Annotated in this window: 10 protein-coding genes; 8 read left to right on the forward strand and 2 right to left on the reverse strand. The window is 54.2% G+C overall.

Features of this window, described 5'->3' with window-relative positions:
• Window positions 1-378: 378 nt before the first annotated feature.
• The 5 genes from ACTQYB_RS01075 (at window position 379) to ACTQYB_RS01095 (ending at window position 12,074) form a co-directional block, all read left to right on the forward strand.
• Window positions 379-1,071, forward strand: coding sequence for a hypothetical protein (locus tag ACTQYB_RS01075; protein ID WP_441481931.1), 693 nt, complete (start codon window positions 379-381; stop codon window positions 1,069-1,071).
• A 96-nt stretch (window positions 1,072-1,167) separates the two neighbouring features.
• Window positions 1,168-2,133, forward strand: a complete 966-nt coding sequence (locus tag ACTQYB_RS01080; protein WP_441481932.1) for a hypothetical protein — start codon at window positions 1,168-1,170, stop codon at window positions 2,131-2,133.
• A 26-nt stretch (window positions 2,134-2,159) separates the two neighbouring features.
• On the forward strand, window positions 2,160-6,542 hold the full coding sequence (locus ACTQYB_RS01085; RefSeq protein WP_441481933.1) for a YobI family P-loop NTPase: 4,383 nt from the start codon (window positions 2,160-2,162) through the stop codon (window positions 6,540-6,542).
• Between the two features lie 121 nt (window positions 6,543-6,663).
• Window positions 6,664-8,634, forward strand: coding sequence for an Eco57I restriction-modification methylase domain-containing protein (locus tag ACTQYB_RS01090; protein ID WP_441481934.1), 1,971 nt, complete (start codon window positions 6,664-6,666; stop codon window positions 8,632-8,634).
• 2 nt (window positions 8,635-8,636) lie between these two features.
• Window positions 8,637-12,074 (forward strand): DEAD/DEAH box helicase family protein, encoded by a 3,438-nt coding sequence (locus ACTQYB_RS01095; protein ID WP_441481989.1) that lies wholly within the window; start codon window positions 8,637-8,639, stop codon window positions 12,072-12,074.
• Between the two features lie 97 nt (window positions 12,075-12,171).
• Here the strand turns inward: ACTQYB_RS01095 and ACTQYB_RS01100 are convergent, their stop codons facing one another.
• A complete protein-coding gene (locus tag ACTQYB_RS01100) occupies window positions 12,172-14,295 on the reverse strand; it encodes a DUF262 domain-containing protein (protein ID WP_441481935.1) in 2,124 nt (707 codons plus the stop codon).
• 560 nt (window positions 14,296-14,855) lie between these two features.
• On the opposite strand from ACTQYB_RS01100, the gene ACTQYB_RS01105 reads away from it, so the two are divergent.
• Window positions 14,856-16,613 carry an ATP-binding cassette domain-containing protein gene (locus ACTQYB_RS01105; RefSeq protein WP_441481936.1) on the forward strand — a complete coding sequence of 586 codons (1,758 nt, stop codon included), beginning with the start codon at window positions 14,856-14,858 and terminating at the stop codon, window positions 16,611-16,613.
• Window positions 16,614-16,973: 360 nt separating this feature from the next.
• Here ACTQYB_RS01105 and ACTQYB_RS01110 read toward each other — a convergent pair whose 3' ends face one another.
• Window positions 16,974-18,434, reverse strand: a complete 1,461-nt coding sequence (locus ACTQYB_RS01110) for an MFS transporter (RefSeq protein ID WP_441481937.1) — start codon at window positions 18,432-18,434, stop codon at window positions 16,974-16,976.
• Window positions 18,435-18,736: 302 nt separating this feature from the next.
• Between ACTQYB_RS01110 and ACTQYB_RS01115 the strand changes: the two genes are divergently transcribed.
• On the forward strand, window positions 18,737-19,162 hold the full coding sequence (locus tag ACTQYB_RS01115; RefSeq protein ID WP_081965229.1) for a ferrous iron transport protein A: 426 nt from the start codon (window positions 18,737-18,739) through the stop codon (window positions 19,160-19,162).
• Window positions 19,159-21,429, forward strand: a complete 2,271-nt coding sequence (gene feoB / locus ACTQYB_RS01120) for a ferrous iron transport protein B (RefSeq protein WP_441481938.1) — start codon at window positions 19,159-19,161, stop codon at window positions 21,427-21,429. Before ACTQYB_RS01115 ends, feoB begins: the two co-directional genes overlap by 4 nt.
• Window positions 21,430-21,565 lie beyond the last annotated feature (136 nt).

A 21,565-nucleotide genomic window follows, 5' to 3' on the forward strand; every position in this document is an offset into this window, starting at 1 on the left:
CGGGCTAAACTCCCACCGCGCGAATGCTTCCGGGCAGTCTGCGGGTAACACCGAGCAATGCTGCTGGGTGCGCTGTGATGAGTTCGGCAGGAACTGCCGTCATATCAATCAGTCCTCTTGCGCGTGCTTTGAGACTTGCGGCTGTGTGATCACGGATTTCGGCTGCTGATGTTCTCATGCAGCCAACATTTGTGCCAGGTCGGAGCGGGGTAGGATGGATTTCATTCTGTAGCGGGCAGCATAGTAGCTCTTGGTTTTCAAGTGGAAACTGAAATAGACATCGATTCTGTATTATCTTAGATGCTTGATGAGCATTAATATATGCGAGTGAGTATTGCAGGGGTGTGAGTCTAAAAAATGAAGCGGGTTGAGAGATTCATGAAGTGTTTCAATGTGAGGAGAAAGATATTGAATATATTTGATAATTTCATGAAATGGGCTACAGAATATGACAGTGCGATAGAAGCGATTTCAACATTTATAGCTACAGTGATTGCTGTTTTTGGCATTGTTCTCTCATGTATCTCGATTCAATCATCGAATGTGGCGAATGAAATTTCTCGAGAACAGTTCATGTATTCGAAGAGCCGGGAGCATGAGAATGAGATTCGAGCTCAAGCTGTTCTTGTATCAGCGTGGATGATAACGAGTGATGTCGATACTTCGGGGGATGACAGACATCTTGTTGTGAATGTCCGCAATGGAGACACGCAGCCTGTTTACGACGGAGTGATATCGACAGGGGCAATTCAAGGCGCAGCGCCTGAACTTTTCACTGGCGAATATGCCGTTCCCGTTGGTACAATACCGCCTGGAGAATATCAGGTTACCGTTCCTCGTCCGCCGTCGGGGATGGGGATTCGATTCAATGCATCCATTGGTTTTACTGATTCAGCAGGAATTTCATGGACTCGAGATGCCAAAGGTCAATTGAAGCAAATCAAGAAACACCCATACGAGTTCTTTAAGATTCCGTTGCCGGTTCAAGAATTTGCAGAATTGTCACCCGTGCAAAAGAAACATGATTCGGGCGTAGATTCTCAACTTGACGGAGATGAGGAACTTGGATAGGTGATAATCGGCGTGCATGCGGGACGCTCTCTGCCCTGTAATCGGAATTTCATAAGAATAATGAAAATTATCCTTTGCTGATTTTATGATACAGGCATGCAAGTAAACGTGCTGATTTCGCATCCCGGGGATGTTGCAGAAGATGTTCTGGAGAGAGTTTATGAAAGCTTCAATCGCTGGAACAGTGAACATCGTTCTACGAGTATTCGTTTTTATCCATTTGAGTGGCAGAAGGACATTGCTGCCACTGCTGAGGTCATGAATGGGCAGAACGTTATTGATCTTCATGCTGAAACGCGGTGTGATGCCACATTAGCTTTATTCAACACGCGGTTGGGTAGCCCGACGAACGAATCGTTATCAGGAACAGTGCATGAGATTGAGGAATCTGTACAACATGATAAATATACGGGAATAATTGTGGACCAGAGACAGAAGGAAAGGCAAGAGAAAAGACTGCGCGATTACCTTGATAACGGTCACGGACTATATAAATCCTTTGATTCATTTGATTGTCTCGATGACGAAGTGAGATGTTTTCTCGACGAATGCATGAGACGTTTGCGTGACGGTGAGAATCCAAATAGCAGACAACCGGAGACGCTGTCACGCACTGATTCGCCCATATATCCTGCTAGTAGAATTGCGCAACACATCTACAACCCTTATTTCCATAACAAGACAGGTAAAGAGAAAAAACTTGATTGGCATGAAGAACAAGGGGAAGTTGTGTATGCGGCCAATGGTGAATCTGGCATTAGATTGGATTGCATAGGCTGTGAAATTCCCTCTCCCTTTTCTGAGCAGACGCGCGCTTGTTGTCGCGCTGAAGGCCTGTCAGGCGGAGTCATACGCGTCCAAGGATTATTTGGCAAGCTTTTTGGAATCATCAGTCAAGAGTTGCCCCATATGGATTTTGATGTTCCTGCTAACACGTATATTGTGCTAGTTTTCGTACCGGATAAAAATAAAAATCTAGTATGTAATTATTTGGGACTTACATCTTCACATATATTTCCTTTTTCCGGTTCGACTGCTCCCGAAGCAGGATTGACGAATTGACGCGACAAGCAAATGCAGCTGTATAGTTGGATAACATCAATGGGAACGAAGCGGTCTTAATTTCGCGCGAGGTAGGCTATTCTCGCGAGTTCGCATCTGCATCAGAACAAGGGAGAGAAGGAGAGCAGTTCGATATGTGGAAACGTGGCAAGATGACGACCGCGTCTGAGAACGGTGATTCTGATAACAAATTGGGAGTTACGGAATTGCAGCCGCTATACCCGCGGTATATCGAGGGAGAGCACCGTGTGTACGTCGATGCGATTGAAAGCGCAATCGAAAATGACCGTGAAGGTAAGCTGCATAACATCGCGTTATCGGGGGTGTATGGCTCGGGCAAGAGCAGTATTCTTGAGAAAGTAGTTGAGGATTTTGAGGTCGGTAAGCGGTTTAGGATCGCGGCGAAGGGCAGTGGCCGAAATTTCCGCAGTCGCACGAAGAGCATTTCTCTTGCTCCATTGGCGTCCCGTATCGATGACGACATACATGACGACGGACAATTCGGTGGTAGTTCCACTGAAAGCACTCCAGAAAGCAACGGCAATTCGGTAGATTCCCGGACCAATAAAATACAACGCGAGATTGTAAAACAACTGTTGTACGGGGCGAAACCTGAGGATGTTCCGCTTTCAAGGTTTCATCGTATTCATGAAGTGAGCGTTCCAAGGTTGCTGCCCTGCGCATTGTGCATCAGCTTGTTTTTAGTTGTATTTCTGGGAATATTTTTCGGAGGACAGCTTAGTGCTTTCGGAAATATATTGTTGGAATTCCCTCTACTGAAAGCGAAGTTGAAGAATAATTCAAATGCGCCGATAGTTGGTTATTTGGCTCTGGCGGTATTTCTGTTTCTCTTATCTTGCGCAGTATGCTACTGTCTGATGAATAGCAACTTGAAAATATTGCAAGTTGATGCTGGTGGGGCTTCTATCAAACTGGACAAAGGCGTAGATTCATACTTTGACCAGTACCTTGATGAGATTGTGTATTTATTTGAAAAATCGAAAGTAGAGCTTGTAGTTTTTGAAGATCTCGACAGGTTTGAAAGTCCTGAGATTTTTGATTCGTTACGAGAGTTAAACCAAATCCTCAATGATGACCCGAAGATTGCTAGAAAGAGAGTAATACGTTTCATATACGCGATAAGTGATGCCGTGTTTGATGATCAGTGCACCGCTTCCTCTGCACATCAGAGTGGCAATAATAATGATTGTGATGACGATCACAATCACGCAGAGGCATTCGCGCGTGCGAAGTTCTTCGATCTGATTGTTCCAGTTGTCCCGTTTGCGAATCCGGCCAATTCCTACCAAATGGCCCGCCGTACGCTGGGCGACAAGATTACTCAGATGGAGGGTGTCGGTGACCTCTTGGAGGATGTCGCACGATATATTCCGGATCAACGAACCTGGATTACTATCCGAAATGATTTCATTGTGTATTGCACAAAGCTGCATATCGGATTAGAAGACGGGAAAGATATCGAGAACGTCCTTGGTCTGTCGCCGAAGTATCTTCTCGGATTCCTCATTTATCGCAACTACTATCTTGCCGATGCGGCAAGTATGAAAAACGGCAAAAGTAAAGTTGATAAGATATATTCCATAGCTCGGGACATTGTTGCGGGCAGCATTCCTAAGCAGACAAAGTTGAAACAAGAACACCAACGCAAGATCGAGATGGTCTCAGAGGGTCACGAAGCAAATGCCAATGCAGCTGACTTGACACGCGATGTAAAAACATTTGCCGTGTCGCTTTCTGGATTAGATGCAAGTGAATGGTTGCTTCGTGTTGACAATAATGATGAAGAGCAATTGAAGAAGGCAAGCACATGGAGAGAAATATCAAGCAAAAAGGAGAATGAAGAAATCCATATCGAATTGTATAGCGGTTATTCGCGAGTGTTTGAAATCTCTCCAAGTAGGTCCACCCTTGAACAATACCTAGACAGATCCATAGATATCGACCAGTTTACATGGGATGCGCTTACACGAGAGGGGTATGAGATTGAAACGCGTCTGAAGAATCTGAGAACTGGGAATTGGGCCTTCCTTCTTCATGACGTAGAATGTAAAACAAATCTAGATATTGATGACACTGATAAGGAATCAGCAGGTCAAACTCTGGCTGAATATCTTGAGGATGACTTGCACGAAAGCGATACGTTGTTGTATCACCTGATTGATGGCGGATGGCTACGGCAGGATTATAAGTTGTATTCCACTGTTTATTCAGATGAAGGAATAACTAGAAACGCTCTTGATTTTACGATTCATCACATTGATGAGAATGCCCCTGATTTCTATTTCCATCTTGATAACGCAGATGTCAAGAGCGTACTGAAGCGCGTGCAATCACGCGGTACCTCCCTGTTGGGACAGGCATGGATGTTGAATATCGACATCCTCAATTATTTGTTGGAATCCGAGGGGAATCAAGACAAGGAGACACTGAAACTGGTCATTTCATACTTGTGTGATTTGAAAGATGATGCTTCAAGAGAATTTCTCAAAGCATTCCTCGGTGAGGAGGGCAATAGGACAACCGAGATTCTCGAGTTACTTGCAGGCAGGTGTCCGCAGATACTGACGTTCTTGACAGATGACGCGTCAGATGCGCTCGAGCCAGCTGCTTTGTGCGGATATCTAGACGCAGTGCTTAGACATTTAGCCCCTGATATCGAATATCAAGTACCTGAAGGGTTTGCCAACTTCATTCGGCTGCACGGCAGCTCTATAGCGGCGTTGAAGGATGATTCGCTGACAAAGGAGCGGGCCGAGGTTTTCGACCGGATACTAAAGCGTGCCGGATACATTGCACCGGAGTTGGGCGCTGTGGGCAGGGCTCTCCGTATGCTCCTTATTGACCATGATGGTTATTCGTTCACTAGAGTAAACCTTCTTTCGGCGCTCGGAACTCTCGATAGTTCATTGAAGGAAGGTCTTCTTCCTCCTCTCAATAGAATCAAGGCAATTTCACTGAACGTTTATCGATATGTCACCAGGCTCATGGAAGCCTATCTGCGCATGTTGAAGAAGCAGGAGTATTCATTTTCATTCGATGACACAACGTCGACCGATGATGTTGACAACACAATTATCTATGTGATGTGTGATGTAATCATGGCGCTGGATGGTGCGCAGAGCAATGGCGAGGTGGGGCCTGGAGATAATCCGCCTGAGACTACTCTCAGTAATCGCGGCAAGAAGGTAATCCAAGATGTGATTGCGAAGCGAGCGGATGACGTCAAAGTCAGTTGTTTTGAACCCGGGGAATTGAAGGCCGGCTTATCTCAGAAGATGGCTCCGGAGGTATGTGAACAGTACGACCATTACCTCTTCTTTGAACTACTCGACAACAATGCAATACAGTTTACTGCGAGGAACCTACTGTCAGCATTTACTGCTTTTACTAGAAGCGAGTCGCGAAAAGCCGTATACAAATGGATGAATTCTAAGGAATCATTTGACTCTGTGGACGATATCTCGGAGTCTGACAAGATGAAGCTTGTTGTCGAACTATTGAATGTACCTTCAGCCGACTGCAATATGGAGAAGAAAGTAGAATTCGTTCGCTCGCTTGATCTTGAATCTCCGTTGCCTGATGAGTTGACTCAACAGATTAAGGTTGGTGACAAGTCCGTCTTCGATCTCGAAAAACATCCTGATGCCTATGCAAAATTATTGGACGAGAAGCCGATAGTCACGGATACTTTGACAGCATTTAAGATGATTCCAGCTGATAACAGGAAAGCGCGACTCGAGTGGATGAAGAAGTCTGAAGAGTTTCCGACTTATGTATCGAGTCAGCTCCTTGATCCAAATGAAGCGTGTGATGTGATATCTATTTCAGATAATCGTCTTCGTAAAATCCAGCAGATGATACTCCAAAAGCCGGAAACGTATCTTCATGATGCGGATTATCAACATCTGCTGACAGCCGTGAAAAGCAATATTGATGCTGAGGGAGGTTGCGACGAGACACTGCTGGGAGTGTTTGCGCATAAGATAGACAAGCTTGGTACTATCGAGAAGCTGATGCGTGGCGACCTCCACAGCTTGAACAGTGAATCTATTTTAGCGATACTAAATTTTGTATTGTCTGAGAACGACCTGTCCAATTCCAATATTTATCTAGCACGTGACATTATTGTCAAATGCGGAAACCCCTATGTTCAGATGTTCGACAATAAAAAACGTGTTCTACTCGTAAAATATAATATATTCAGCGAACTTATTGCAAAGTTCAATGATTTTACAAAAAATGATTTCAAAGAAGGCAAAGGAATATGGAATTACGAGCAAGAGGAGAGCGGCGTCAAAAAGTATAGATCTGTTCCTGGCATTTTGCCGAAGCTGAATCGTCATATTGATCAACTGAAACGGCCGATGTTGACTGATTTAGTGGGTTGAAGTTACATCGATGCTTCTCGTAGGATTGTCGCAGTGTGTTCTTTCTGCCTCGCATTTTGCCCAATACCCCTCCCGGAGTAATCTGGTGTTTTGACGCGAAACCGGAGCCTGCGAGGAGGGGATGAACGTGTCTTGCGACATTCAGTCTGATGTGATGCGCGCCGACAAACGACGTGTGCTTGGACTGTTGTTGCAGGACAAGACGTCGAAGAGGAACATCCTGTGGGGCACCGACATGTACGCGGAACGCGGCACGGCATATGCGCATGACAGCAAAATCACTCCGGAGCTGATTACCGGGGTTCATGCAGGTCTTATCCGCAGTAGGGCTCAGAAGCATCAGGAGCAGCAGTCCGAGCGGACCAGAACGCATGCCGAGGTATTCACGCCGATGTGGGTGTGTGCCATGATGATTGATGCATTGGATGATGATTGGTTCGGTGCGCAACACGTATTCACTGATGAATCCGGTGAACGTACTCAGCGGGTCGAATTCCCAGAGGGCAAGACCTGGCAAGACTATGTGCGTTCGACACGTCTGGAAATCACGTGTGGAGAGGCACCTTTCCTTGTCAATAGGTACGATGCGGCGACGGGGGAGCCTGTCCCGGTGGAGAAGCGTATCGGCATTCTTGACCGCAAATTGCGTGTGGTTGACGAGAACGCTGTGGATGAAGACGAGTGGGTGCACTGGGTACTTCTTGCGTTCCGCAGTACGTTTGGTTATGAATTCCAAGGTGACAATCTGCTGATTGCGCGACTCAATCTGCTCGCAACATTCGAAGAATACCTTGACCACAGGTGGCATAGAGAGGCGACCGATCGGGAGCTGCGGAAGATTGCGAACATCATTGTGTGGAACGTGTGGCAGATGGACGGGCTGACATACCGCATCCCGTTTGACACTACTAGTGATGCCCCTATGGACCTCTTCGAGTCAGCGGGACTCGAAGATTCACAAGAGGTGCCTGCGGCCAGACGTATCTCAAGATGCCGTATATACGACTGGAGTTCGAATCGAAGCCAGGTATTGGTTTCGGAGAGAGGGAAGGCAACCATGAAATTCGATTACATCATCGGCAATCCGCCGTATCAGGAAGAGGTGGAAGGTGATAACAAAACCTATGCGAAGCCGATTTACGACCGGTTCCTAGACGCCTCTTACAAGTTGGGCAACGTCGTAGAGATGATTCATCCCGCGCGCTTCCTTTTCGATGCAGGCAGCACGCCGAAGGCCTGGAATGAGAGGATGCTCAATGACGAGCACCTTAAGGTTCTGTGGTACGAGGCCGACAGCAAGCGCGTCTTTACTAATACTGACATCAAAGGGGGAGTGGCTGTAACTCTGCATAATGCGAGTAAGCAGTATGAACCTGTTGGAGTATTTGTCCCTTATCGTGAGATGGCGTCCGTATTGAAAAAGGTCACTGGTTCGCCGGCTTTTCTACCTTTGTCTTCAGAAGTGCTTTCCGCGTATTCTTATAAGTTCACGCAGAAGATGCATGACGATTTTCCTGATGCCCTTGAAAAAATGAGCAGCGGCCATGCGTTTGATTTGAAATCGAATGTGTTCAATCGTTTGCCGCATATTTTGCTTGGTGAGAAACCAAAGGATGGTGATAACTATCTTCGTATTGTTGGGCGCGAGGGCAATAATCGTGTGACTAAATACATTCGGCGCGAGTATGTGAATCATGTCGAGAATCTTGATTCATGGAAAGTGTTCCTTCCTGCGGCAAACGGAGCTGGCGATTTCGGCGAAGTCTTTTCAGATCCTATCGTTGCAGGACCAGGAGTCGGGTCTACAGAAACCTTTATCAGCCTTGGTAATTTTGGTTCCAAAGGCGAAGCAGAGAGCTGCCTGGCATACATCAAGACGAAATTCGCCCGTGCCCTCCTTGGCATTCTAAAAACAACGCAACACCTGACGCCGGGTGTGTTCAAGTACGTCCCCCTCCAAGACTTCACCTCATCCTCCGCTATCGACTGGTCCCAGTCCGTTGCGGATATCGACAAGCAGTTGTACAAGAAGTACAACCTGACCGATGAGGAAATCGACTTCATCGAGAAGAACGTGAAGGAGATGAAGTGACCATGGGCAACACGCCGAACATCAACCCCTTCAAGCGCATCCGTCCGATGATCTACGCCTATCAGACGCCCTCGGTCCCGGATCACAATGGCTGGACGAAGATCGGATATACGGCCACGCAGTCGGTGGCCGATCGCATCAACCAGCAGAGCCACACCATCAATGTGCCGGCTGACCTTCGCTGGACCGAACCGGCCATGTACTTGGATGGTTCTTTTGAGACGTTCACCGATCATGATTTCCATCGCTATTTGATGAACCAGAAGCATGTGGAGCGTACACCGGGAACAGAGTGGTTCCATATCGAACCAAATCCGGCGCATGCCGAGTTCACCAAGTTCGCTCACCGCGACTATGACATCGCCTCAGGCACCACCTACACGCTGCGGGACGAGCAGGCTGCGGCTGTGGAGATGACTCAGCGCTATTTTGCCAATGGCGGCAAAGAGTTCCTCTGGAATGCCAAGCCTCGTTTCGGCAAAACATTGACCGCCTACGATCTGGTGCATCGCATGGGATTCAAGAACGTGCTCATCGTCACGAACCGTCCCAGCATCTCCGACTCGTGGCTGAATGACTTCCAGAAATTCATCGGCTGGCAATACCCCTACCTGTTCGTCACAGACAATAAGGGAGTACTGGACCAGCACGCCAAGCTTAGCGCGCATGCCAATGAAGGCATCATGACGCGCAAGGAATACCAGGAATTTCTCAATTCCCACAGCATCATCTCCGTCTCTGACCCCGATTACAAAGGCATGATCGCGTTCGAGTCCCTGCAAGGACTGAAGACGTCGAAGTATTTCGGCGCGTATGACGGGGTGGACAAGCTCCGTTGGATTAGCGAGCTGGAATTCGACCTGCTGATCGTCGACGAATCACAAGAAGGCGTTGATACCTCCCTGACCGAAAAGGCATTCGACAGAATCAACCGCAAACACACGTTGTACCTGTCCGGCACCCCATTCAAGGCGCTCGCCCAAGGCCGGTTCTCGGACGACCAGATCTTCAACTGGACGTACGTGGACGAGCAGGAAGCGAAGCAGGCTTGCGCCGACGGTGAGAACTCAAATCCATACGAGGTACTTCCTCGCATGGAGATGTACACCTATCGCATGTCCGACATGATCACGAGCAAGATTCGTGAAGGCGCCGACGTGGACGATGATGGTGAGAACGAAGAATATGCGTTCGACCTCAACGAGTTCTTCGCCACCAAACGCGACGGCACCTTCGTGCACGAGGATGCCGTCAAGGATTTCCTCCACAACCTGACGACGCTGGAGAAATACCCGTTCTCCACTCCGGAACTCCGTGCCCAGCTCTCGCATACGCTGTGGATCCTCAACCGCGTGGCAAGCTGCAAAGCGCTCGCCAAGCTCATCCAACAGGAGCCCGCTTTCGAAGGGTACAAGGTTGTGGTTGCCGCCGGTGACGGCAAGCAGCCGCTCACGGAGAACGGTGAGTCGCTCGTCAACCCCGACGACGCCGACAAGGTGGAAGCGACCGCTCTCGAGCGGGTGAAAAACGCCATTGCGAACAATCCCCGCACCATCACGTTGAGCGTTGGGCAACTGACCGTGGGCGTGACCGTTCCCGAGTGGAGTGGCGTGCTCATGCTGTGCAACCTGAACAGCGCTTCATCATACATGCAAGCGGCGTTCAGGGCACAGAATCCGTGCACCATCACTGCTGAGGTGGACGGCAAGCCACAGCCAATGCGCAAGGAGACCGCCTACGTCTTCGACTTCGACCCCGTGCGTACCTTGACCATCTTCGAAGAGTTTGCGGAGAACCTTTCCCACTCGACCACAGGCGCTCACGCCGCATCGTCCGGTTCAAGAGCCGAACAAGTGAAACGACTGCTGAACTTCTTCCCGGTGATTGGTGAAGACGACGAAGGCCGTATGGTCCAGCTCGATGCGGAAAAGGTCATGTCCATCCCGCGCAAAATCAAGAGCCAGGAAGTCGTCAAACGTCGCTTCCTGTGCAACTTCCTGTTCCAGAACATCGCCGGCATTTTCGGAGCCCCCAAAGAAATCACGGATATTCTCAACAAGCTCGAACCAGCCAAGGAAGAGAAGCATTCCAAGAAGGACATGGAGGTTCGGCCGGCGGACTTCACCTTGGACAAGGACGGGAACCCGGTCATCGACGATGCCGATGTCAACAAAGACGTCAAAGACCTATTCAGCGATGAGAAAATCATGGTCATCGACCCTGTGGATATCCCGCCCATCCCTACGATTGAGCAGAGCCAGGATCCCGACACCGGTTATCTGTCACACGTGGATATGACCACGGATACCAACCTCTTGGCAAAACAAGCCAAAGAGCAGTTCCGTGAGAAGGTTATCGCCCCGATTGTGCAGAAGCATAACCTCAACGCACGCGACAGCAAGAAACTCGCCGAAAATGTCAACCATGCCTTCGATGCAGTGGTTGAGCAACAACGCGATGCTTTCAACCAGAAGCAGGCGGAGCTCAGGCAGGCGTACACGGAGAATCTCGAGCAATCCGAAGACCCGGACGAGCGCATGCAGATGTTGAAGGATAATGCGGTCAAACTCGCCAAAGATGCTGAAACTATGATGAAAGACATAGTCAGCCAGATCAACGAGATTACAGACAAAGAAATCAAGAACGTCAGTAGGCAAGCACAGACGATAAAGGCTGAACATGAGAAGAAAAATGATGAAGACATCATGCGCGCTCATCTGCGCGGCTTCACTCGGACCATCCCGAGCTTTGTCATGGCGTACGGTGACCGTGATCTCAGGCTGGGCAATTTCGATGACTATACCGAAGACGACGTATTCCATGAAGTGACCGGCATTACTGAAGAGGAATTCCGTTTGCTGCGTGATGGTGGCGATTACCGGGATGAAGTTACCGGAGAGAAGAAGCATTACGACGGGCACGTTTTCGATGAAACCGTGTTCAACGACGCCATCCAGGAGTTCCTCAACAAGAAGGAACAGCTCGCCAACTACTTCGATGATTCCCAGACCGAAGACATCTTCGACTACATTCCGCCACAGAAAACTAACCAGATTTTCACTCCGCGCTGGGTCGTGGAGAAAATGGTGGACGAGCTGGAACATGAGAATCCGGGATGCTTCGACGATCCTGACGCCACATTCGCCGACCTGTTCATGAAATCAGGCCTGTACATCACGGAGATTGTGAAGCGGCTCTACCGAAGCGAACGTATGAAGCAGCTGTTCCCGGATGGCGAAGAACGCATCAAGCATATCTTTGAGCATCAGGTGTACGGCATGGCACCGACCCGCATCATCTATTTGATTGCAACCAATTACATCCTCGGGTTCAATGACCAGCTCAAGGCATCCACCACGCATTTTGTGCAGGCGGATGCCGCGGAAGCCGCGAAGAGCGGGACGCTGCAGGAGCTCGTGGACGAGAAGTTCGGGAAGTGATGAGCAGAGATGCTGGTGTGAGTGGCTAGCACGGGGTGCACAGCGGTAACTGGTTGTGCTGTGGCAAGCGGCATACTTGCCACAGCACAATCGGCAATCAACACTGATTGATCAGCCTCATCACTTCGGGAATGTCCTCCGCGCTGTGCACATCCACCCGTGTCATGCACCCTGCTTCAAATCCGTATGGTCGCTTATCTTGCGCGTAGCCGTTTGGATCATCAAGACTATCAATGGTGATGTTGAGGCCGATGCTGAGACTCGTGGAGCTAGGACGTGCCTTGATGACGATGTGCAGGGACTTACCGCTATCGGTGTAGTAACCGACGTAGTTCTTTTTCACGCCGAAGGTCCAGTCGTGTTGTGTTTTCACGATGGCTTGTTGCAGCTGTTCGAACAAGTCGTGGCATCTGCCGCCGGTCGCAAGTTCCGGTTGCGTGGTTTCAATCGTCCAGTCGGTGGAGCGGGTTGTGGCTCTCGATTTTGGTCGGTATTGGTCGATGATTTCATCCTCGAGTGTGGGGCGTTGCCATATTGAACAAGCTCTATCAGCGAGCGCGGCGGCTCGCTCATGGATGGTTTCTGCGTTCCACACAGTGCAATCGGCGATATAGCGGTTCAGGCTGAGTGGACTGTATTTGTACCCTCCGGGGTTGAGGTTTTGCTTATCCGGGAACGGCCTGTTCGAATATTCCTGGTTGTAACCGGTGAGTGTGAGATTGCCCAGCGTGTGGCACAACGTGTCGTGAATGGTCTGCCAGTCCGGGCCGAGCATGGTCTGCCATGCGGCGGAATCATCGATGGTCTGCGGCATGACATGCTCGATCTGGTACATGCCGGTATTGACAGGCTCCTTCGGATGGTACGAGTCCTCCAGACGTTCCAGTAGATACTGTTTTCCTTTCTTAAGGCCGCGGTATATGTCACGAGTCGTGAGTGCGTCGGCGAACTGGCTGTCATCGGGGAAGTAACCGGTGGAATCCTTCTCGGGTGCGAGCAACAGTGCGGTCAGACACTCTTGGGGATTATCGGCGTCATCGAGTCTGCGGTACATTCCGGCGAACATTTTGTTCAGCCCTTGCGTGGACTTGCCTACCGTCATGCGGCGGAACAGGAAGGATTCAACCATGTCGCACATCCTGCCGAACTCGTCTTTGGTGAGTTTGTGCTCGTCCATCAGCGTGTACAGGCACATCAGCAGCGGACGTGCGGGTCTGACATCCAGAGTGTTGATCCTGTCGAACTTGCGCTTGAGATCGGGGTCGGGCTCCTGCCTGAGGAACATGCGAGCGTATCGTGTCGCATACGCAAGCAGTTCGGAGAGGATGGTTTGTGGTTCCCGGTCGAGGTTCCGGCTTTGCACATAATACTTGAAATCGTGATAGGCGTTCTCTTGCTTGGGTGCGCGCTCGGGAATCTTCAGAGACAGCCAATACCAGAGGAAGGTGTTGAATTCGTTCTCGGCACCCTGCCCGAACAGGTGTTCGATAGGGCGCCAATACTGGTCGTAAAGCTCGTTCTGCCGGTCGTTCGACAGTGACAGGAGCATGAAGTTGCGCACGAGGTCGATCGGGGTGAGGGGTTTGCCCTTGGAATTCATCGACTCGAAGATGAGCTGTGCATTGTCTTCATTGGGGTTGAGCTCCGTGTCGATGATCACCAGTTTGTTCAAGCCGTTCCACAGCGTTTCGGGGGAGGTTTGCCCTTCGCGGATTCTTTTAGAGAAGAATGATTTGGCGTCCACAAGAAGACGGACCGGGTGCTCCGGCAGGGGGCTGCCGTCGACCAAGGAATGCACGGTTGTCTTATCGTCCATCGACAGGACAAGCTTGTACCGTGATTCTCCTCGGTAGTCATCATTGAACAGGTAGCTTTTGCGCAAGGATTTGGGGGAGAGATCGGTGAGAAATTGCGCGCGGGAATCATCCTCGTCCAGATAATCGAGCAGTGCGGCGAGGAGCAAAGAGAGCGTGGCCATGCGCTGCTGGCCGTCGATGAGGAGCTTGCGGTGGATGCTTGTCGCGGTGCTGTCCTCTTCGGGGATATACAGGAACGAGCCGATGAAATGGGTCATGCCATCCTCACCCGCCAGCGTCACGTCGTTCCATAAGTCCTCCAATTGCGGACGCTGCCAGGAATATTCACGCTGATACACAGGGATGATGAACTGGGTTCTGTCCGCCCCGAGCAGGTCAAGGAATCTTGCTTGTGTCGCCCGCATGGTTGGTCTCCTTCTTCGGTGATGCCTTGGTTCTATGGTATTGCGGGGTGGGGTGATTGGTGTGGGGTGTGGTTGGTGGGTTGTTGCTGGTGGGTTGTTAGGTGTGGGTTTGCGGCAGAAGTGGAAACTCGCTGGTGTGCGATGATGATGTCGCACGGCGGCGGTATTGCCTGATGGCTGAGAGTCGCATTGGTGGATATCATGCTGTGGAGCGACTCGGTGTCGCACGGCTGGCAGATAGCTTCCGTAGCGGGACCATGCCGTCGGCTATCTGGCTGTTGTGCGACTGCTGCGTCGCACGGCGGGCGGATGGCGATCATTGGTACGGCCATCCCGATTGCTATCTTGCCGTGGTGTGACTGGTGTGTCGCACGACGACAAGATAGTGCCCAGTGGTTACAGCATCCTGCTTGCTATCTCGTCGCGTTGCAACAGCCGCGTCGCACGGCGGGCAGATAACGAGGCACGGTTTCCAGATCGCTATCCGTTCGCGCTGGGACTGTGGGGTCGCACGCCAGCGCCGATGCCCGTCCACCGTCTCTGTTAGTATCGACCACAGCATGTCTATCACAGCATTGAATCTGTCACATATCACCTACACATACCCCGGGGCGCCGGAACCGATTTTCGAAGACGTTACTGTCACGTTCGCGCCCGGCTGGACCGCCGTGCTCGGCGACAACGGTATCGGCAAATCCACGCTCATGCACATCGCACGCGGTGCACTCACACCAGAACGCGGACAAGTCAGCCCGTCCGACGCAGTTATCGCCTTCTGCCCGCAGGATGTCGCCGTCGTACCGGCCAATCTGGATGATTTTGCCGGCGACTGGAGTCCGGAAACCATAGCGATCCGCGACACGCTCGGCATCGCGGACGACTGGCCATACCGGTACGACACGCTCTCGGGCGGCGAGCGCAAACGGTTGCAAATCGCGTGTGCGCTCGCCGCGCAACCTGACGTGCTGATCCTCGATGAGCCGACCAATCACGTCGACGCGCCGACGCGCGACACCATCGCACGGGCCATGCTTGATTTCACTGGGCAAGCCGGTGATGCCGACTCGCCTGCATCCGTGCCTGCCGCGCTTCCAGCACCACGACGGGGACGCGTCGGTATCGTCGTCAGTCACGACATCGAACTCATCGACCAAGTCGCCATGCGATGCGCCTGCTTCGAACGCCGTCATATCGGCCACAACAACGTGACTCAGGTCATCGTGCGTCCCGGCAACTACACGGCCGCATTCGCCGACGCGCAAACCCAGCAGGCGGGCGAACAGCGGGCGCTCGATCAGGCGCACAAGGAAGCCGCGCGACTGCAACGCGAAAGCGCATCCCGCAGGCATGAGGCGGCACTCGCTGCGACATCATGGCGGGCGAACCGCACCATCGACCGCAAAGACCATGATGCACGCAACGCCGCCAAACTCGCCAAAATGACCAGTGTCGACGGCTCCGCCGGCTCAGCGCAGGCGCGCCTCGACGCCCGGGTTGAGGCCGCACGGCAGGCTGCGGACTCCATTACGGTCGCCGCGAAACGCTACGACGGGGACCTGACCGCATTCGCCGGCATCGAACCCAGCCATGCGACGGAACTCGTCCGCCTAGACGCGGGTGTTATTCCGTTCGGGGAAGCGGCAGTGCAGGTTTGGGCGCAATCTAGCGACCGTGTTACGGGTGTAAGCGGTAAGAGCTGCAATGCGGCGGAATCTGCAAGGTCAAGGAAATCGAATGATATCAAGCTATCGGCGGATATAACAGAATCAGCGTCGGATGTCCCCGTGACTGTACACGCTTGGCACACCCCGGACGGCGTGCAAATTCCGATGCTCAGCGTCGGCCCGAACGACCATATCGGCATCATCGGGCCGAACGGCGCCGGCAAAACCACCATCCTCAACGCGTTGCTCGCACAGCTCGACGCGCAACCATCCGACGTGCCGCGGCTCGTCATCGCGCAGAACACCACAAGCGCCGACGCGCACGCCGCGCTCGACCAGCTGGCGCAACTCAGCCCCTCCGACCGTGGCGACGTGCTCTCAGCCATGGCCCAGCTCAACGCCGACCCCGACCGCATTCTCGCCGCCTCCAGCGAACCCTCGCCGGGTGAATTGCGAAAACTGCTCCTGTGCCTCGGCGTCACGCGTCACCCGCATCTGATCATCATGGATGAGCCGACCAACCATCTCGACCTGCACTCCAGACAGGCACTCGCCCGGGCGCTTGCAGCGTATCACGGGGCGGTGATTGTGGTCAGCCATGATATGCCGTTCCTGCGAGAAGCGGTCACCCAGCTGTGGGCGGTGCACGCCTAGGCGTCCGACGGTTGGTATGCCGGTTCCGATGGCCGTTGTGTGAGGATTGGCTCACACAAGGAGGGCGCCGTGAGTGGAATCCGGCGGTTTTGGCCGGTGTGGGTGCGGGTTTGTGAGGATTCGCTCACACAACGCCCCGTCGACACCCAGCGAATCCGGGGTGCATCAAGGAGCGCAGGATATGCCCGGACAGACCCGCGCATAATCGGCCTGCGGTGCAACCGTACCGTCACACGACGGCAAGATACCGTCCGTCAGGGGAGAGGAAAAACCGTCGCCTCTGCCCGACCCGACCATGCCCAGCCTCTGCCCGCCCGTGGCCCGCCCCTTACCCGGTCCGCCCCGGCAAACGGGGGAATGTCAGCCGCGTGCCTGCATGCGCCGTTGCACCCGGAATGATGCGGCGACGCACACCCCGATGGCGAGCGCCAACACCAGCAGGATGATGAAATCAATCCGGCTGCCGCTCACGGTGGCCGCGCCAACGGGCATGTGCAGGCCCTGCGCGGCGATGACCGCGCTCATCACCGCGGTGCCGAACGATCCGGCGAACTGCTGCATCATGGAGAACAAGGAGTTCTGATCTGATTTCTGGGGTGGGGCAACGTATTTGCTTGCGTCTGACATGGTGATGCCGAATCCGATATTGAAGCCGATTCGCAGCAACGTGTAGAACACGCCGGTCAATATGACGGTCAGCGATCCGGCGAACCCGGCGAGCAAGGAAAGCGCCAGCACCATCAGGGTGACGCTCAGGGTGATCGGCCGGCGCAAACCGGAACGGTCGTACGCCTGTCCGGCGAAGGGGGCGGCGAGCGAGCCGATCAGGGATCCCGGCAGCAGCATGAGTCCCGCGGTCATGGCGGATCCGCCGAGCACATCCTGCACGTAGAGCGGGAAGACGATGGAAATACCGATGTTGATGAACTGCATGCCGAAATATGAGAACAGACGCAGCCGCACCATGGGGTTGCTTAGAATCGCATAGTCGAACAGTCGGCGTGAACCGTGACGGGCATGCCAAACCATGATGGCGGCCAAAACCAGGCAGATGGCCAGTCCGATCCAGAATCGCGGAGACAGCCAGCCGTATTGGCCCGCCTCGTTGAAGGTGACGAGCAGCCCCAGGAATACGCAGGACAACACGGCAAGCCCGATGATGTCGAAGCGTTGCCCGCCGACCCCGCCGGCCTTGCCGGTGACGCTCAACGCCCCGGCGATGCCGATGAGCGCAAGCAACGGCAGTACGCCCACGAAGATCGCCCGCCACGACCATAGACTTGTCATGATTCCGCCGTAGGAGGGTCCCAGTGCGGGGGCGAGTGAGATGATCACCGCGGCGAACCCGGTGTACACGCCGAGCTTGCGGACCGGGACTTGGGTGAAGATGGTTTGGAACATGAGGGGCGTGGAAATGCCGGTGGCGATGGCCTGCAACATGCGACCGGCCAGTAATATCGTGAATCCTGGGGCTGTCATGCAGATGGTCGAGCCGATGATGCTGGTCGCCAACGCGAAGAAGAACAGGGTGCGCGGGTTGAACCGTTTGAGTACGTAGGCGGTGCTGCCCATCACGATGGTCACCAGCAGCAGGTATCCGGTGGTCAGCCATTGTACGGTGGTCAGCGGCACGTGCATGCTGCGGATGAGGATCGGGAAGTCCACGGTCATCGAGGTTTCGGTGAGGATGCCGACGAAGGACAGCATGCCGATCGCCGCGATCGCCAGACGGGCGCGCCAGGAGACCGGGGGATCGGCAGCCGGGCGCTCGCCGGCGAGCCCGGTGGTGACGGGTGGTTGGTGTCGCATGTGGTCAGCCATGATGCTCCTTGCTGTTGTTGTCGCCTGCTTGATGGCTCGGTTGTCCCGTGCGCCCATGAATCGTTGTTTTCCGCTGATTGTGGGGTTGCTTGCGGAACGCGCATCAGTTACGGGTGGCGTGGATGGGGGAGGATCTTCGTCGCCGATCCCATGGGGCATGTCACACCTCATCCAGCGCGGAAGACGCTCATACTCTACGCTTCCGGGGTGGACGCGGGTGGTTGCGTCGTGAACGTAAAAATACGCTATTTTCCTAAAAAGTCTTGTGCAATCGGTGTCATGCCGGTTATTGTCGGTACGTGATGAAACGAGAACCAGGCACACACAGCCCACACCCACATGACCCGGCAGCAGCTTCACATGCTGGAAAACCGGCACATGATACCGGTTTCGATTCCGATGGTGAACCCGGCGGTGGAAACGGCTCCCAGCCCGGTAACGGCACAGGCTCTGGCATTGGCTTCGATGCCGCACGCGAGTGGACGTTGGAAGAATGCCCGGTGGGGCAGGATATGCGGGTCACCGGCGTACGCATGGATGAACGGCATGTGCTGCGCATGCTGGAACTCGGCATCAGGGCGGGCGGCTTGGTGCGTGTCACCCAGCGGTCGAATTTCGGTGGACGCGTCATCGCCATCGGCACGGGCAGAATCGCCATCGATGCGGCCACCGCCCAATCCATCACCGTCCGGCCAGCGGAACCCAACACGCATGGAGAACAATCATGAGCGCGGATATCAAGCCTGAAGAATCGACGAATACCGCCGGATGCGCCGCGTGTTGCGGGCATGGCGACGGCGAATCCAAACCCGCTCATACCGGGGATACGGGGCATGACGGGCATTACGGACATTCCCAGCACGGCGGGCAGCCTGACGGGCAGCATGGCGGACACGACGACATGATGTCGATGCCGTCTCCGACCGCCCGAGGAAGGCTGGAACGGCTGTTCGACGCCATTCGATTCGGCCGCACGCCCAGTGCCGACGCGGATGCGGACTGCCACCACGGTTCCGGCGGCGGGCATACGTTGACTGGCGAAACCGCACGACGCGTGGTCTTCGTTGGCAACCCCAACGTCGGCAAATCCACACTGTTCAACGCGCTGCTGGGTGCTGGCGCGCGTGTGATGAACGCGCCGGGCACCACGGTGCTTGTCGAGCGTGGGCGGCTTGACATGACCGGCAAACCGGGTATTTCCGAATCTTCCGCGGGCATCTGGGACATCATCGACACGCCCGGCACCTACTCGCTGCTGCCGCAGTCGCCGGACGAACGGGTTGCCGCGCAGGCCGCCGCAGGGATTGACGGCATGCCGACGTCTGATGCGCTGGTGGCCGTACTGGACGCCACTAATCTCGTCCGGTCCCTGTACTTCCTCGCGGGCGTGCTCGAACTGGGCAGGCCCGTCGTCGTCGCGCTGTCGATGAACGACCTGGCCCGCCGCCAAGGCGACGATATCAATCCGCAAACGTTGTCACAGGCGCTTGACGGCGTGCCGGTGATTGCGATTGACCCGCGTACCGGCGAGGGAACAGATACGCTTATGAGCACGGTCGCCGGCAGTTTCGACGGCACCCCGCTTCCGCACGGTTTGCAACTGATGCACGCCGGCAATGACGAAGAGCTTGCAACCATGGTTCGTGAGGGCGCCGACCGCCGCTTCGACTGGGCTGCCGGCATCATCCACCGGCTCGGTCTGGACCATGCCGGGCGGGAAACCGTCTCCGACCGCATCGACCGCGTATTGCTTAACCCGTGGCTGGGTGTGCCGGTGTTCCTTGCGGTCATGTATCTGGTGTTCCAGGCGACCACCACGCTCGCCGGCCCGATGCAAGACTGGTTCGACGTGACCGTACGCGGATGGCTGACCGACGGGATCGACGCGGTTATGTCGTTGTTTGGTCCGGACGCCACGAGCGGTTGGGTGCACGGGCTGATCGTGGACGGTCTGCTTGATGGCGTCATCACCGTAGCTACGTTCATCCCGCCGATGGGCATCATGTTCATCATGCTGTCTCTGCTGGAGGATTGCGGGTATCTGGCGCGCGCCGCGTTCGTCATGGACCGTCTGATGCGCGCCCTGGGGCTTGACGGGCGTGCGTTCCTGCCGATCGTTGTCGGTTTCGGCTGCAATCTGCCCGGACTTGCGGCCACCCGTACGCTCACTGATTCACGGCAGCGCGTTATGGTCGGCATGCTCATACCGTTCGCCTCATGTTCTGCGCGACTATCCGTGTATCTCGTGCTCGCGTACGCGTTCTTCCGCTCCACGGCGGGCTTGGTCGTCTTCCTCATGTACGTCATCTCGATTGTGCTGATTCTGGCGATTGGCGTGCTGTTGCGTCACACTGTATTCCGTGATTTGAAGCCTGAACCGTTTGCCATGGTGCTGCCGCCCTACCAGTGGCCGAAAGCCGTGGCACTGGTCCGGTCCGTGCTGATTCGCCTGTGGGGGTTCCTGCGCGGGGCGAGCTCGATCATCATCAGCGTGATCATTGTGCTATGGTTGCTCGCCTCCGTTCCGGCTACGGCGGGTGCGGGGAGCTTCGGAAACGTCGAGGATGTACATGATTCGGCCTACGGTGTGGTCGCCGACGCGGTGGCGCCGGTGTTCGCGCCCGCCGGATTCGACGACTGGCATGCCTCGGCCGCCTTGCTCACCGGGTTCGTCGCCAAGGAGGTAGTGGTCGGCTCGATGTCCCAGTCCTACAGCATCTCCGGCACGGACGACCAGTCCGAACAACAGCAGGGGCAGGGTGCGCTCGGCAGCAAGCTGCGCGAATCCTTCGATGAATCTTCAGGCGGACATGGGCGTGCCGCGGCGATCGCGTTCCTGTTGTTCGTGCTCGCCTACACCCCGTGCTTGGCAACGGTGGCCGAGTTGAAACGCCAGTTCGGCGGGCGTGTCGCCGCCGGCAGTGTCGCGCTGGGGCTGGCGGTTGCGTACGTGCTTGCGGTGGTCGCATTCCAACTGCTCAGGCTGGTGATGTGAATGAGTGCTGGTATGGATACTGCCGCAGAAAGCGCCAAACACACCGTTCGCCGCATGCCTACCGGTGTCCGCGGCAGGGTTGCGGTGATGATTCGGCAGGGGCTTGATATCGCCGCGTGTGCTCGCGTACTTGGCA

Source organism: Bifidobacterium sp. LCP19S3_E9, from assembly GCF_052121135.1.
Taxonomy (GTDB): Bacteria; Actinomycetota; Actinomycetes; order Actinomycetales; family Bifidobacteriaceae; genus Bifidobacterium; species Bifidobacterium thermacidophilum.

Excerpts from the sequence above, each read along its gene's own strand:
- ACTQYB_RS01115 (WP_081965229.1), top strand. The coding sequence starts at position 18,737 with ATGAAACGAGAACCAGGCACACACAGCCCACACCCACATGACCCGGCA.
- ACTQYB_RS01075 (WP_441481931.1), top strand. The coding sequence starts at position 379 with ATGAAGTGTTTCAATGTGAGGAGAAAGATATTGAATATATTTGATAAT.
- ACTQYB_RS01100 (WP_441481935.1), bottom strand. The coding sequence starts at position 14,295 with ATGCGGGCGACACAAGCAAGATTCCTTGACCTGCTCGGGGCGGACAGA.
- ACTQYB_RS01090 (WP_441481934.1), top strand. The coding sequence starts at position 6,664 with ATGAACGTGTCTTGCGACATTCAGTCTGATGTGATGCGCGCCGACAAA.
- ACTQYB_RS01105 (WP_441481936.1), top strand. The coding sequence starts at position 14,856 with ATGTCTATCACAGCATTGAATCTGTCACATATCACCTACACATACCCC.
- feoB (WP_441481938.1), top strand. The coding sequence starts at position 19,159 with ATGAGCGCGGATATCAAGCCTGAAGAATCGACGAATACCGCCGGATGC.
- ACTQYB_RS01095 (WP_441481989.1), top strand. The coding sequence starts at position 8,637 with ATGGGCAACACGCCGAACATCAACCCCTTCAAGCGCATCCGTCCGATG.
- ACTQYB_RS01110 (WP_441481937.1), bottom strand. The coding sequence starts at position 18,434 with ATGGCTGACCACATGCGACACCAACCACCCGTCACCACCGGGCTCGCC.
- ACTQYB_RS01080 (WP_441481932.1), top strand. The coding sequence starts at position 1,168 with ATGCAAGTAAACGTGCTGATTTCGCATCCCGGGGATGTTGCAGAAGAT.